Source organism: Enterovibrio qingdaonensis (assembly GCF_028683135.1).
Lineage (GTDB): Bacteria > Pseudomonadota > Gammaproteobacteria > Enterobacterales > Vibrionaceae > Enterovibrio > Enterovibrio qingdaonensis.
In genome coordinates, this window is record NZ_JAJUBB010000008.1 from 113,806 (window position 1) to 127,901 (window position 14,096).

The 14,096-nt window shown below is 44.7% G+C and carries 13 protein-coding genes; 5 read left to right on the forward strand and 8 right to left on the reverse strand.

Going from position 1 to position 14,096, the window contains the following annotated elements; genetic code table 11:
- Positions 1-10: 10 nt before the first annotated feature.
- The 5 genes from waaA to waaF form a co-directional block, all read right to left on the reverse strand.
- A complete protein-coding gene (gene waaA, locus LRP49_RS12830) occupies positions 11-1,279 on the reverse strand; it encodes a lipid IV(A) 3-deoxy-D-manno-octulosonic acid transferase (protein WP_274142653.1) in 1,269 nt (422 codons plus the stop codon).
- A 77-nt stretch (positions 1,280-1,356) separates the two neighbouring features.
- Positions 1,357-2,646 carry a 3-deoxy-D-manno-octulosonic acid transferase gene (locus LRP49_RS12835; RefSeq protein ID WP_274142654.1) on the reverse strand — a complete coding sequence of 430 codons (1,290 nt, stop codon included), beginning with the start codon at positions 2,644-2,646 and terminating at the stop codon, positions 1,357-1,359.
- Positions 2,647-2,661: 15 nt separating this feature from the next.
- Positions 2,662-3,057, reverse strand: a complete 396-nt coding sequence (locus LRP49_RS12840; RefSeq protein WP_274142656.1) for a GtrA family protein — start codon at positions 3,055-3,057, stop codon at positions 2,662-2,664.
- Positions 3,054-4,004 (reverse strand): glycosyltransferase family 2 protein, encoded by a 951-nt coding sequence (locus tag LRP49_RS12845; RefSeq protein WP_274142658.1) that lies wholly within the window; start codon positions 4,002-4,004, stop codon positions 3,054-3,056. Before LRP49_RS12845 ends, LRP49_RS12840 begins: the two co-directional genes overlap by 4 nt.
- A 178-nt stretch (positions 4,005-4,182) precedes the next feature.
- Positions 4,183-5,226, reverse strand: coding sequence for a lipopolysaccharide heptosyltransferase II (gene waaF, locus LRP49_RS12850; protein WP_274142660.1), 1,044 nt, complete (start codon positions 5,224-5,226; stop codon positions 4,183-4,185).
- A gap of 119 nt (positions 5,227-5,345) precedes the next feature.
- Between waaF and LRP49_RS12855 the strand changes: the two genes are divergently transcribed.
- The 3 genes from LRP49_RS12855 to LRP49_RS12865 are packed head-to-tail and all read left to right on the forward strand — an operon-like array spanning position 5,346 to position 8,782.
- Positions 5,346-6,476, forward strand: a complete 1,131-nt coding sequence (locus tag LRP49_RS12855; protein ID WP_274142661.1) for a glycosyltransferase — start codon at positions 5,346-5,348, stop codon at positions 6,474-6,476.
- Positions 6,469-7,773, forward strand: a complete 1,305-nt coding sequence (locus tag LRP49_RS12860; RefSeq protein ID WP_274142663.1) for an O-antigen ligase family protein — start codon at positions 6,469-6,471, stop codon at positions 7,771-7,773. Before LRP49_RS12855 ends, LRP49_RS12860 begins: the two co-directional genes overlap by 8 nt.
- On the forward strand, positions 7,754-8,782 hold the full coding sequence (locus LRP49_RS12865) for a glycosyltransferase family 9 protein (RefSeq protein ID WP_274142664.1): 1,029 nt from the start codon (positions 7,754-7,756) through the stop codon (positions 8,780-8,782). Before LRP49_RS12860 ends, LRP49_RS12865 begins: the two co-directional genes overlap by 20 nt.
- Before the next feature lie 35 nt (positions 8,783-8,817).
- Here LRP49_RS12865 and LRP49_RS12870 read toward each other — a convergent pair whose 3' ends face one another.
- From LRP49_RS12870 to rfaD, 3 genes are all read right to left on the reverse strand, one after another.
- Positions 8,818-9,783, reverse strand: a complete 966-nt coding sequence (locus LRP49_RS12870) for a WaaS/CpsH family glycosyltransferase (RefSeq protein WP_274142665.1) — start codon at positions 9,781-9,783, stop codon at positions 8,818-8,820.
- Positions 9,784-9,936: 153 nt separating this feature from the next.
- Positions 9,937-10,881, reverse strand: a complete 945-nt coding sequence (lpxM, locus tag LRP49_RS12875; protein ID WP_274142667.1) for a lauroyl-Kdo(2)-lipid IV(A) myristoyltransferase — start codon at positions 10,879-10,881, stop codon at positions 9,937-9,939.
- Positions 10,882-10,947: 66 nt separating this feature from the next.
- Entirely contained in the window at positions 10,948-11,892 is a 945-nt protein-coding gene (rfaD, locus tag LRP49_RS12880; RefSeq protein WP_274142669.1) for an ADP-glyceromanno-heptose 6-epimerase, read from the reverse strand.
- Positions 11,893-12,044: 152 nt separating this feature from the next.
- Between rfaD and LRP49_RS12885 the strand changes: the two genes are divergently transcribed.
- Both LRP49_RS12885 and LRP49_RS12890 read left to right on the forward strand, forming a co-directional pair.
- Positions 12,045-12,692: a TetR/AcrR family transcriptional regulator gene (locus LRP49_RS12885; RefSeq protein ID WP_274142670.1), complete on the forward strand. Its 648-nt coding sequence runs from the start codon at positions 12,045-12,047 to the stop codon at positions 12,690-12,692.
- A 201-nt stretch (positions 12,693-12,893) separates the two neighbouring features.
- Positions 12,894-14,090, forward strand: a complete 1,197-nt coding sequence (locus tag LRP49_RS12890) for a glycine C-acetyltransferase (protein ID WP_274142671.1) — start codon at positions 12,894-12,896, stop codon at positions 14,088-14,090.
- The last annotated feature ends 6 nt before the right edge of the window (positions 14,091-14,096 follow it).

Below are 14,096 nucleotides of genomic sequence, written 5' to 3' on the forward strand. Positions count from 1 at the left end.
CCATCTCACGTTAGCGGTTGACCCAAGGGGCGATAGTCGACAATGTTTTTGACACCGCGCCACGGTTTTTCTCGACAACTGTCAGTGCAGCTTGTCCGGATTGCGCTTTCCGTTCGGGGTCGTTGAGTAAGGTTAAAACTGCTTCGCAGATGGTCTCTGGTGAGTCTTTTACCTCGCAAGCACCAGAGCCAATGAGCTGCTCCGCGATCACTTGAAAGTTAAAATAGCTAGGGCCTGTAATAAGCGGCAGACCTAAAGATGCAGGCTCCAAAAGGTTGTGTCCACCCACCTTGTCACCTATCAAGCTTCCCGCCATAAAAGCGACGTCTGCGGCGGCAAACAAGGTCATCATCTCGCCCATGGTGTCGCCTAGGTACACCTGAGTATCGGCTCCAATCGTCTCTTGCAGGCTACGTCGAGATACCGAGAGGCCATTCTCTTTTATGCGCGTTGCCACATCGCTGAATCGTTCAGGGTGGCGGGGTACTAACATCATGAGTGCGGTGGGTTCGTGTTTCAGAAGTGCTTTGTGCGCTTGGAGCAGGATGTCATCTTCACCGGGATGCGTGCTTGCAGCAATCCAAACTGGGCGTCCGGCAATCGCTGCTTTTAATGTGGTCACAGCATCACTTTGAGTATCAAAGGAAGGCAAATCAAACTTCACGGAACCGGAGACCGACACCTTATTTTTGTTTACGCCCAACTCAAGGAAACGGCGAGCATCATCGTCAAACTGGCAAAGAATGTGGTCGATATTGCGCGAAAGCAAATTGAAAAATGGTTTTACGCGTTGGTAGCCGCGCTGTGAGTTTTCAGACAAGCGTGCGTTCATCACAATGATTGGGATACCTGCTAGGTGAACACTGTGTAAGGTGTTTGGCCACAGCTCGGTTTCCATGATGAGCATGACTTTTGGGTGGGTACGCTTTAGAAAGCCTTTCACCGCAAAGCCAAAATCAATCGGCATGTATCTATGCTCAATGCCCTCACCTAAGGTTGCTGCAATGGCGGCACCGGTTGCTGTGGTGGTGGTCACTACAATCGGCGTGTCAGGGTAGTTTGCTTTCAATGCAGCAATCACCGGTTTGGCGGCGATGACTTCCCCAACGGACACGGCGTGAACCCAAATCGGTTGGGTATTAGATGTTAGATGCGGCGTGCGACCAAAGTGTTCGACCCAACGTTTACCGACCTTTGGTTTTCCATCTTTTGCTCTGTACAAGCCTATCAGCAGAAAAGGTGCCACAAGGGCGAGCAATAAGGTGTAAATAAAGCGCACAACGCATCCTTCTGGAGTGATTTTGGAGCTAGTGTACAACAAAGGGCTCCAAGAGGAGCCCTTTTCGTGCCAATGCCCTAGCGGTGTAGCCCTTCTTTTTGAAGATAAATATCAACCTGCTCGGCATAGTTCACTTTGTGAGAATATTTTTCGCTGTCGCAGGCAGCGATGAGGTTCACGACAAGGAAGAAGGCAGTGAGTCCCAACAAGAGCTTGGTAAATTTATCGGCATTGTCCTGCTGCCAACGGTCGACCGCGACAAGAATAGGGATAAGTGCAATAGGGAAGGTCATGATCAAATGCCAATAGGAAAACGTAATGGGCGCGAGCATGGCGTTGATAATAATTGCTAGCACAGTGGCGGCTGCGTAGAGCAGAAGCCAATGGGTAGTATCGGGTATGGCGATATTACGCTTAATCAGCGGCTTCACGGTTTTCCACGCGCGCCAGTTTATTTTGGCGGCTATCACGACAGTTGCTGCGCCAACCAGATACAGCGTGGCTTGCCAAAGGTATTGGAAGACCATTTGCAGCCAACCAGTCGTTGTCAGCCAATCAAACGTGGTGTCTGTGATAATGCGGTTTGAAAAGAGCGTCGAGGCATAGCGCAGCCAATAGAGGATGGCTTTCAGCACTGGATAAACATGAACAAGGCCATAGCCGATATAGCGGTCGCTTTCGCGGCTTATCGCTTCATTGTTGGCGTATTCCTGAAAGTAGGGAACAAGAGATGCCAAAATCACCGAGCCGGCGACAACAACGCCCCACCAATTTGGCTGTGACATTTTTCGGTAGAGCAAGTAGCACGAGATAACGGCCAGAATTGGCCAAGAGTAGTGAAACTGCATGGCACCGCCAATGGCCAAGACATGCAAAAAACTGAAGATGAAATCTGGTTTGTCCCGGAGTTTAAACGCCGACCAAAAATGCAATGCAGCAAAAAAGCAAAGGTAAGCCGGATTATACAGTTGGCTGTCATACAAGAGCCAAGGGTTGAGCCAGTATGCCACCATAAAGAAAAGACGCACTTGCTGACTAAATACCTGTTTGATGACGGCATCCAGCATCAAGTAAGAGAGCACTCGTAAGCCGATTAACAGCAGCATAGGAGCCCAAGGGTTATCCCAGATCAGCAGTGGTCCACCTACAATCCACGCTGACAAAGACCCCGGCACATTGCCGACTGTACTTGCTGCATTGCCATAAGCCAACCACGTATCTTGGTAGGCACCTAAATAGCCCTTGAGTAGCATTTGCTCCTGATCGCCTGTCATGATTTGGTAGTTGGCATAAAAAATGGCTAACAGCAAACCAAGAAGAAATCCTGAGTTCTGAAGTAACGCGAAGCGACGTTCTAAAAAATGCATAGGCAAATCCGAGAATTAAGGTTTGGCGGGCTCTGAAAATGTCCAGACTTTATGGATGATGTAGGTGACCAAGGGAATGAGGACAACAACGATAAGGACTCTGAGATAAGGGCTCGCCCCTTGAAATGCTTCGCTAATAAGCTGAGAAATGAGAAGAGCGGAAAATTGCACGATGAAAAAGCGAAAAGCATTATTGAGAGAAAGACGCTGTTTGAAGACGAAGGTCGATTGTAAAAAATAAGAAAGAAAAAACGCACAGACGAAGCCAACCACGTTAGCTACGAACACAGGAGTCGTGAAAAAATGGATCATCGCAAAGGCGGCAACAACATGTGTTAATGTTGCCAACCCTCCCGTTAGCGCAAAACGAACAATCCGAATGTTGAGTAAGTTATTGGGCAAGATATTCACGGCGTGTCATTCTGCTCTGCATCAGAGTCACTTTCAACAATGTATACAGGGCGTCCTTTGGTTTCCATGTAAATCCTGCCGATGTACTCCCCCATCACCCCAAGCCCAATAAGTTGAATGCCACCAAAAAAGAGAACGGCACTTAAAATAGATGCATAGCCGGGCAAGTCTACGCCATGCCACATCGTACGAATGATGATGGCACTGCCATAGACAAAGGCGATCAGGGATACGATAACGCCCAGATATAACCAAATCCTTAGGGGAGCAGTGCTAAAGCTGGTGATGCCTTCAAGTGCGAAGTTCCACAGTCGCCAACCGTTAAAGCTGGTTTCACCTGCAGCGCGGGGCTGGCGGGTGTACTCGACGACCGAGGTTTTGAACCCCACCCAAGAAAATATCCCTTTCATAAAACGTTGGTTTTCAGGAAGCAGTTGAATAGCGGTGACAACCCGACGGCTGATGAGTCGAAAATCGCCCACATTATCGGGGATTTCAGGATGGGCAATGCTGTTGTGAAATCGATAAAACAAGTTCGCTGTGACGCGTTTTGAAAAAGTATCGGTGCTTCTGTCTACCCGTTTTGCGACGACAACATCAAAGCCCTTTTGCCATTCTCGAATAAAGTCGCGAATGAGTTCTGGCGGGTCTTGGAGGTCTGCATCGATAGGGATGATGGCCTCACCTTTAGCCAAGTCTAAGCCCGCGGTAAGAGCGGCTTCTTTGCCGAAGTTTCGAGAGAGGTTGATAACCCGAACCTGCTTGTGAATTTTCGATAGTGAGTTAATTTCATCCAGTGTTGTGTCGGTACTACCGTCATTAATGAAAATAATCTCGTAGCTGTAAGGAAGGTCGAAAAATATTTTTTCTATTTCGGCGAAAAATCGCGGAATAACATCCTGTTCGTTATGACATGGGCAAACCACTGAAATGTCGGGTTTATTCATAAGCTTTTACCGCCTCAAACTACTTGGTATTGTCATATACGCTAGCAATATTCGAGAGAGGTTTCGCTCTGTAAACGAAAAAAATGTTAGTGGCGTGATCTATGCCCTAGCTGGGTGGCAGTATAAGTAACTCCTTGCTTAATTTAAGTTTAATTGAGACATCCTTGTCTTACAAAGCCTACAGTTTTTTGTATGCTGCCATCGCTTCCTTGGGAAGTAACTCATTCAGGCACTTAAGGTGACCTAATGGGCATTGACGTTTAAAACAAGGCCTGCAATCAGCATCGGTGTTCACGATAGCTACCTTCTCGGATAAAGGCGGCGTGTAAAGCGGAGAGCTAGAGCCATAAATCGCCACAATTTTTGCACCTACCGCAGCTGCGACATGCATAAGCCCAGAATCGTTAGAAAAAACCGTATCACATGACGCCAGCATATCGACAGCGTCGTTCAACGATGTCTCGCCCGCTAAGTTAAAGCAGTGTTTTTGCAGGTCGAGAGGAAGTAACGCAATAATTTGATTGGCAACATCTCGGTCTTTAGGGCCGCCGAATAAACAAATTTGCTTGCCTTCTACAATGAGTTGCTCAGCAACCGCTGCATAATGTTTCTCAGGCCACCGTTTGGCTGGGCCGAACTCTGCGCCGGGGCAGATTCCTATAATCTCTTGTTCTCTGTTTATGCCGAAGCGTTGAAGGCAGTTGGCTTGATTGTGTTTATCAACAGAGAGCGAAGGCTTAGCAATTCCATCCAAATGTACGTCGTTGAGCATTTGCTCCTTCGGATGAGCAAGAGCCACATAACGTTCCACCATATATTGGAATACTTTACGGTTCGGTCTTAAGTCATTCAACAGACCATAACGCATTTCGCCTTTCCAGCCAGTTCGGTGCGGAATACCTGCAAACAATGGAATGAGTGCAGATTTGGCAGAGTTTGGGAGGACTATAGCGTGGGTGTAGCCTTGTGATTTCATGGTACGACCAAGCTTCCAGCGCCCACTGAGGTTGAACTCGCCATGTCCAAACGGCATTTCTAGTGCTTTGTCTATTTCTGGCATGCGTTCGAGAATAGGTTTGCACCATGCCGGTGCTAAAACGTCAATTATCGAGTTGGGAAACTGGCGTTTAATTGTTTTGTACAAGCTTTGAGACATCACCATATCGCCAACCCAAGAAGGACCTATGATTAGCCATCGTGATGTATGTTGTGATGAATGCATAACAGTAGTTAAACCTGTACCTGTAGAGTTAGATGCTAGGAAGTATTGTACTTAGATTGAGCAACGCTTCCTAGGTGCAAAATAGAGCCGATAGAGTCCTAGCAATTGAGAAGCGAAGTGTGGATGCTTATAATCGGTCGAAGAATTACACAACGGTTGTACAGGCAAGTTACAGCCCAACAGAAGGCATATTTATGAGCGCAACCTCGAAGATCGCTGTTTTGTGTTTATCTCATTTTCGAGGAGGCATGGAGCTTGATGCATTAAAGCAAACCAAGCTGTTTCGAAACCAAGATATCGACGCGATGCTGATTTGTAGAGAGGGTACATTCCTCGAGCAAGTGGCTGAAGAGCAAAACGTTCCTGCGCAAAGCATTAAGTTTAAATCTAAGCTAAGTATTTCGCTGATTCGTGGTTTGAGGGAGGCTATTCGAGAGCACGATATCGATACACTGATATTTTTTGGTGCGTCCGAAATCAAGTCAATTTACTTCGCTGTAATGGGATTGAATTGCCGAGTCATTGTAAGGCATGGGACTACAAAATCTTCCTCTAAAAAAGATCCCATTCATCGTCTGTTCTACAGTTGTGTTTCTGATTATGTCGGCATCAGTCAGCACCTTTCGAAAAACGTATTAAAGATTCTCCCGTCAAATGAAAAAAATGTACATACTATATACAACTCACCAGCTTTTGACGGCACCGAATACAATAAAAATGCACCTTTAACGTTTCTTCATGTTGGCAGAGTGGAGGAAGGAAAAGGCGTTTTAGATGCTGTAAAAGCCTTATGTAATGCTAGTATTCCGTCTGATAGCAAAGTCATTACTTATGTTGGTGATGTTGATAAAAGTCAAATCAAAGAGGAAATTGAAGAAATCGCTGAAAAAGGAGATGTCAAAGTAATATTCAAAGGCTTTTGCAGCAATGTTACGCCTTTTTATAAAGAAAATAGCTTTCTTCTCTTTCCTAGCTATGGAGAAGGTTTACCGAATGTCATGTTGGAAGCCATTTCAAAAGGGCTGAGTTGTATCACCTATGATAACACTGTGTTCCCAGAGTTCTCGCATCTTGGCTTTCAAGGCGTTTATTCTGCTGCGGATAAAGATATAGATGCGTTAGCTCGGATGATAGAGAAAGCTTACGAAGAACGACAGAACTTGAATTTGGAAGACAATATGGTTCTGTTTGACAATATATTTTCTACAGATTGTAATGTGAAAAATTGGTTGGGTTTAATTAATGGCTAATGCTGTTGTTTCGCAAAATGTTGGCGAGTTTTTTGGAAAGAAGCCCATTTATAACATGGTTCTTTTCTTTTTCTTTATTTTTGTTGTTTCACTGGTGACATCAAAACCAGGTATGAATATATCTGCGGCTGTACTTGCTATAGTGTCACTGTCGATGTTTACACTTAATTACAGAAAGATTGCAAGTACCAAATATCTCAATGCAACATTTTATATTTCATTCGGTGTTTATTTTCTCTTTGCAGTCGTTAGTTTTTTTCACCCTAGCATTGTTGACTTTGAAGAGTACCTTTATAAAGATTTGTATTTATTGGTTATCCCGATTGCCACACTCTTATTGATGGAGGACGATACAAGGCGGAAAGCCACTCTTTTACTGGTTATTGCAAGTCTGATTGCATCTATTTACAGCATATACAATTTTGTGACAATAGCGGACTTTAATATCATGATTAGAACAAGTGGGTTCTTGTCCTCTGATAGACATCTTAATTGTGTTATTTTGTCTTCGTGCATTTGCCTCCATTACTTACTCAGTAATAATCTTGAAACAAAGTTAAAAGTTTTGATCTTATTCACTCTTGTTGTGTTTTTAACCAGTATTGTGGTTTCAAGTACTCGTGGGGGGTGGTTGGCGGCAGCGGTATCCTTCGCTTTTTTAATCGTAAAATACCATCGACGATTGATTCCCTATATTGCAGTTGCATTGTTCGCATCTGCTCTACTGTTTAGTGTAATTGGCGGGAATGCGTACAAAGAGGTAGCCAACCGCTTTACCTCCATAGGAAATGTGACAAGTGATTACTCAAACACATCTAGAATTAATATGTGGAAAGGTGGTTTAAGTTACCTAACGCATCTCTCTGAGACACAGCCAGAAACAGTTGTTTTTGGTGGGGGTATGGAAAGTTCAGCAACTAACTATTTTAAGTACCTTGACTCATTGACGGAAGAAGAGCGTCTTTCGTATGGTAAAGATGGACATAGGCTCGGTGGTACAGATTTCCATATGACGTTTATCGACATGAGCGTTAAATCTGGTGTGTTATTTACTGTCACGATCCTTAGTTTATTTTCTATCGTTGCCTGCTATGCAATATTTAGTTATGAAAATAATGATGTAATTAAATACATGGGCGCTTACTTAATTGGCGTGTTTGTATGGCTTCCTTTTTACAGCATCATGCAGAGCTATTCTGCATATATATTTACTTTTGCAATCGCAATAGTTTTGGCTGAGTATGTGAAAGCAAAGAAAATTAAAAGCGAGAGAGTTGATGAAATATCGTTGGTTTGAAAAGGGAGCTTACGCCAGTTCAGACGCTAGAAAATATTTAGCGTCTGAGTTTGACCCCAAAAAAGTCAAGAAAGTTGCGGTTATTCGACATGCAGCTTTAGGCGATCTTGTCATCGTCCGTCCTTTTATTATTGAGACGAGGAAGTTTTTCCCTAACGCAGAGATCACGCTGGTTGGTGTGACGAATTACCAATATGGCTTGCCAAGTGATTTAGCAGACTCAACATACATCACATTTGGAAAGGATGTTAAAAGTAAACACTCTTTTTCTGAAAAGCTAAAAAATATAAAAGGATTAGGCGAGCAGGACATCATCTTTGATTTGTCTTGTACTAACCGTACTCATTGGCTAACTGCACTAAATAAAGCCAAGTTAAAGTTTGGCTTTCCCTACAAACCAATGCTTAACGGCACTATTTATAACGTATCAGTACTCCGCTCGGACTTCCAGCATGAGATTGATTGTATGCTCGATATGCTGAGATTTCTTGGGCATGTGCCTGCTCACGTACCTGATTTTGGCTACCCTGATAACCGATGCTTCAGGCCACAGTCTGAGCAAAATTTTGTTTATTTCAATGGTGCATCTACTGAGTCAAAAATTTTGCCGGCAGAGCAAATGTATCAGCTAATGAAAGAAGCGTCTGAAGCATTTCCAAATATCAAACATTGCTACCTCGAAGGTGTGCATGATCGCGAGAAAGGGGGCTTCCTTTCGTCGTTAGTAGAGGAAAAGGACAACGTTGAGATCATTGCAACCAAGCCTCTAGAAGAGCTTACAGAGTATATTGCTCGCTCGACAATGATTATTGCACCGGATACTGGAATTCGAAACTTAGCAGTTTCTACACATACGCCAACTGTGGGAATTTTTTATTCCACGGTGCCTTTTAGATATACACCTAAGTATGAATCTGGACATAAAATTGTGATGAATGCTGACAGTTCAATTCCGACCAATAGCCAGATCGTTGATGCAATGAGAGAGAATTTAGAAACCCTAGCTTGATGTGATAAAACGCTGGCGCGTCGCGCCAGTGCTTTTTAATGGTTTAGAACTTTGTCAATCCAGCTCGGTATGCAGCTTGGATTTTTTGAAAGAGTGTACTCTTTTTCAACGAATTCAAGTGGAGCATTCATACATTCCTTTGTGAAAACGTGAGTGTTTTCCGAAAACCAACCCGACTCTAACGCAGTTTTATTGTTGGTAATGAGCTTTCGTTTACTCTGGTAGGCGTTACCGATTCTTGGGGATAGCCCTGTTTGTCTTTCGTCAACGATATCGAGTATGCATTGTGCATCGAGTATTTGTTTTTGTAGTTCATCTCCAATTAAACGTCTATTAGACTGTACTATCTTTGTTTGGTTGATGAAGTATTGCTTCGTTTCCAGTTTTTCTGAAACTAGATAGACGAGTCCAATGAGGTTTGGGTTTGATTCAGCAAAATCTTTGATAGTCTGAAATCGTTTATCTTGCTCATTTTCAATTCCAAAAACACCAAAAAAGTGCCTTTTTGGTTTGAAAACGTCGTCTTTTGTATTTTCTGAGTCTTCCTGAATAAAGGTGGGTAAATATTTAACCCCAGGATAATTACAATCGTCTTTATCAAAACTAAAAAAGTTGTTACAGAATTTTAGGGCAGTTTTTCCAGACGGTGCTTTGTTGAGTGAGTCCCAAAATACGCATGTGAATTTTTCACTAAATGCAGATTTTAGTGTGATGAAGGCTGGCTCTGTGAGCATTGCGGGTATAAGTACAATAATATGGTCGAATTTTTCTTCGCACAATTTGTTAATGTAACACTCTCTACCCCAATTTCGCTTTCTGCGAAAAAATAATTCATCAACAAGCTTTGCTTTGACGCGATGGAAAATCGTTGGATATTTTTTTAACGCACACAAATCGCTAGCATCTACATAAGTAGTATCCAAGTCCATTTCAGCCATTTGTTTTAGCAGGGGCGTTATTAAATTGGTTCTGTTGTCCGCTAACAGAAGAATTCGTTGCATTCGGTACCTAGTCGATTTAGTCACAAACTCATATAAAAATTAGCATGAAGTGGGAGGTGGTAGTTTAGAGTGCTCAAATTAATGTGACATGTGACAATAAAGTGAGAGATGCACGATTCATCTGAAAGGTGCACCTACCGAGGAGTAAACAGATCAGTAACGCTGGCTTCCATCAGGTTTTGAGCGTAACAGGTTCATGATCCACATGTATTGGCCTGGGTCACTCTCTAAGAATTGCTCAATACGCGCATTCATCATGCGTGCATCATCTTCCTCACTGCCTGTTGGAAATGGTGCAAGAGGAGGTTGAACAATGACTTCGAAATCACCCGTTTCGCGATTGTAGACTGGCATCAATGGGACGATTTTCGCACGGCTGAGTTTAGATAACTTGCCTAAACCTGACAGTGTGGCTTTCTGCGTGGCAAAGAAAGGGACAAAGACACTGTAATTCGGACCGTGATCTTCATCTGGCAAGTAATACCCTAGATAGCCTTCACGTACCGATTTAATAAACGGTTTAACGCCGTCCGAACGCTCATGAATGCGACCGCCGTATTTAAGGCGCTGAACGTTCATCAGCCAATCGACGACTTTGTTTTTCTGCTTTTTCACCATGGCTGCGACAGGTAAGCCTCGCGAGGCAAGCTGTACGGCAGGGTAGTCAATCGGCCAACTGTGCGGCACTAACAGAATGACTTTCTCGCCTTGCTCAACGAGATCAGTAAGGATCTCTTCGTTGCGAAATAGCGTACGAGATTCTAGGTACTTTTTGCTGCGCATCATGATGGTCGCAAAGCCCAGCATCACACAACCTGCATTAATGTAACTTTGTTCTAGAATCGCAAAACGCTCTTCGTCTGACTTTTCAGGAAAACACTCTTGAAGGTTGATGACGGCACGCTTTTTCGCGCGGTTGTTCATTTTAACCAGTCGTTTGGCGAGAAACGCGGCGAATTTGTCACGGAGTCGAAAAGGAACAAATGCAAGGATGGCGACCAGGAACATACCTAACCATGTTCCCCAGTAACGAGGATGCAAGAAGGCCCACTCGAAAGTCGGAAGATAAGAGGAGTTGGTGTTTGAATCTTGGCTCATAGGATTAGAACTACAAATCAATCAGACGTTACAAGAAAAACGGGCCTGAGCCCGTTTTTCTGCCCATTACTTATTGAGGATTGCCATGTACTCGGCAACGCCTTCAGCAACAGTTTTGAATTCTTCTGGGTAACCCGCTGCACGCACCTTGGTCAGGTCTGCTTGAGTGTAGGCTTGGTATCGACCCTTCAGGTGATCTGGGAATGGGATTTCTTGCACTTCACCTTTACCGTGATGTGCGATCACTGCATTGGCTACTTCGCGGAACGGCTCCGCGCGGCCGGTACCACAGTTAAAGATGCCTGATTTACCATTCTGCCAGAACCAGATGTTCATTTTGCACACGTCACCCACGTAAACGAAATCACGCTTAAATGTGTCGCTACCTTCGAACAGTTTCGGGTCTTGACCGTCTTTGATTTGGTTGTTCAGGTGAAATGCCACTGACGCCATGCTGCCTTTGTGATTTTCACGTGGGCCGTACACATTGAAGTAACGGAAACCTGTGATTTGAGACAAGGTCTCACCGTGCGCTTCAGCGTCGGCCCATAGGCGACGAACGTAGTTGTCGAACAATTGCTTCGAGTAACCATAGACGTTCAGAGCCCCTTCGTATTGTGGCTCTTCGATGAAGTCATGGTCACGGCCACCGTACGTTGCTGCAGAAGACGCGTACAAGAATGGAATTTCACGCTCAAGACAGTAGTGCAGAAGCTCTTTAGAGTACTCGTAGTTGTTGAGCATCATGTACTTGCCATCCCACTCTGTGGTGGCAGAACATGCACCTTCGTGGAATATCGCTTCGATTGGGCCAAAGTCATCACCCGCCATGATTTGCGTGATGAAGTCTTCTTTGTCCATGTAGTCTGCAATATCCAGATCAACCAGATTAACGAACTTAGTACCGTCTTTCAGGTTATCAACAACCAGAATATCGTTAATACCTTGCTCGTTAAGTGCTTTAACCAGATTGCTGCCGATCATGCCGGCGCCGCCAGTCACTATAATCATATTTCTACCTAATATCAGACATTGAGAAGACCCCGCCATCAAACTTGCGGAGGCTATGGTAATATGGGTACCTGACGGATTAACTCTCTAAAAAATGAGCGAATCCGACAAGTATTGTTCCCCGTATTGGGCTTGAGGATAGCAGTTTAACCATGAAAACCCGTGATCGCATTATTCATTCTGCATTGGCGTTATTTAATGAGCAGGGTGAGCCTAACATCACTACCAATCATATCGCTGCGGATCTCGGTATCAGTCCGGGAAACCTGTATTATCACTTCCGTAATAAAGAAGAGATTATACACAGTATTTTCGATCAATACGCCCTCGATCTTTCTATGGGGTTCCAGCCAGAATTGACAGCAGACTCTGACCAGAAAAGGTTGCTGTCCTATTTGGATGCCACATTTCAATTGATGTGGCGCTACCGTTTTTTCTACGCCAATTTGCCCGATATTTTAAGCCGCGATGCGGAGCTTCAGTCGAAATACCTGAATGCCCAACAAGAACTCAAAACCAACATGTTTACCATGTTGAGCCAGTTCCGAGATACGGGGTGGGTTGAAATGACGAATGACGAGTTGGAATCGCTATGCGGAACATTGAAACTTGTTGCTTCGAGTTGGATTTTCTACCAAAGCGCGCAGGCTCCCGAGACGAAAATTACGCCAGCTGTGATCTATCAAGGGGTTCTTCAGATCCTGAATATGGTCTCTCCGATGACAACACCAAAAGGCCGCTTGGTCGTTGCTGAATTGATCGAGCACTACCGCGCTCAGATGGCGAGCACGGTTGCGTGATCCACTGCAATAAGATGTGCTAATTAAGTAGACTCAACCTTCCTCAGAACTCTATCATCAGCCTCCAAATTAATATGTCATACTGTCGTTAGATTGTCCGACGGACATATCAGCTTCACATGTGAATAACAATCAGCATGAAATCAATGTCCTAGGTTTCATGCTGCAATCCTGTTCCTGTTTCCGTTTATGGAGTAAGCGATGACTGCCGCTTTTTACCAGCAAATTCGCCAGCAGCTTGAAGAAGTAAAAGCTGAAGGTCTGTACAAAGATGAACGCGTGATCACGTCTGCTCAGCAGGCAAATATTTCCGTTGCATCTGGTGCTGAAGTATTGAACTTTTGTGCCAATAACTATCTGGGTCTGGCTAATCACCCTGCGCTGATCGAAGCGGCGCAAAAAGGTATGGATGATCATGGCTTCGGCATGGCCTCTGTGCGTTTTATTTGTGGTACGCAAGATGCGCACAAGGCTCTGGAACAGAAACTATCTGCGTTTTTGGGTATGGAAGACACCATCCTGTATTCATCATGTTTTGATGCCAATACTGGCTTGTTTGAAACCATTTTGGGTGCAGAAGACGCCATCATTTCTGATGCGCTGAACCACGCATCTATTATCGACGGTGTTCGTCTGTGTAAGGCCATGCGTTTCCGCTACTCCAACAACAATATGGAAGAGCTGGAACAGCAACTGATCGCGGCAAAAGAGAAAGGCGCGCGCAACACATTGATCGTCACCGATGGTGTGTTCTCAATGGACGGTGTGGTGGCGAATCTGCCTGCTATCTGTGATTTGGCCGAAAAATATGGCGCACTGGTGATGGTTGATGACTCTCATGCGGTAGGCTTTATGGGCGCAAATGGTCGTGGTACTCACGAGTATCATGATGTGATTGAGCGTATCGATATCATCACGGGTACTCTGGGCAAAGCCATGGGCGGCGCATCAGGCGGTTACACCTCAGGTAAAAAAGAAGTGATCGATTGGCTGCGTCAGCGTTCACGTCCGTATCTGTTCTCTAACTCACTCGCTCCAGCCATTGTTGCGGCGTCGACCCGAGTGATTGACCTATTGGCAGAAAGCGGCGATCTACGTGACCATCTATGGGATAACGCAAACCACTTTCGTGCACGCATGAGCGAAGCAGGTTTCACTCTGGCTGGTGCTGATCACGCTATCATCCCAGTGATGCTAGGTGATGCAAAAGTGGCAGGCGAGTTCGCTGAACGCATGATGAAAGAAGGCATTTACGTAGTGGGCTTCTCTTTCCCTGTTGTGCCGAAAGGTCAAGCACGTATCCGTACACAAATGTCAGCTGCACACAGCCGTGAGCAACTGGACAAAGCAATTGATGCCTTCATTAAAGTAGGCAAAGAAATGAGCCTTATTGGGTAAGTAAGA

What these genes read in the sequence shown, in the direction of transcription:
- LRP49_RS12835 (WP_274142654.1), bottom strand. Translation starts at nt 2,646, where the DNA reads ATGCATTTTTTAGAACGTCGCTTCGCGTTACTTCAGAACTCAGGATTT.
- LRP49_RS12845 (WP_274142658.1), bottom strand. Translation starts at nt 4,004, where the DNA reads ATGAATAAACCCGACATTTCAGTGGTTTGCCCATGTCATAACGAACAG.
- waaF (WP_274142660.1), bottom strand. Translation starts at nt 5,226, where the DNA reads ATGCATTCATCACAACATACATCACGATGGCTAATCATAGGTCCTTCT.
- LRP49_RS12860 (WP_274142663.1), top strand. Translation starts at nt 6,469, where the DNA reads ATGGCTAATGCTGTTGTTTCGCAAAATGTTGGCGAGTTTTTTGGAAAG.
- LRP49_RS12865 (WP_274142664.1), top strand. Translation starts at nt 7,754, where the DNA reads ATGAAATATCGTTGGTTTGAAAAGGGAGCTTACGCCAGTTCAGACGCT.
- LRP49_RS12870 (WP_274142665.1), bottom strand. Translation starts at nt 9,783, where the DNA reads ATGCAACGAATTCTTCTGTTAGCGGACAACAGAACCAATTTAATAACG.
- lpxM (WP_274142667.1), bottom strand. Translation starts at nt 10,881, where the DNA reads ATGAGCCAAGATTCAAACACCAACTCCTCTTATCTTCCGACTTTCGAG.
- rfaD (WP_274142669.1), bottom strand. Translation starts at nt 11,892, where the DNA reads ATGATTATAGTGACTGGCGGCGCCGGCATGATCGGCAGCAATCTGGTT.
- LRP49_RS12885 (WP_274142670.1), top strand. Translation starts at nt 12,045, where the DNA reads ATGAAAACCCGTGATCGCATTATTCATTCTGCATTGGCGTTATTTAAT.
- LRP49_RS12890 (WP_274142671.1), top strand. Translation starts at nt 12,894, where the DNA reads ATGACTGCCGCTTTTTACCAGCAAATTCGCCAGCAGCTTGAAGAAGTA.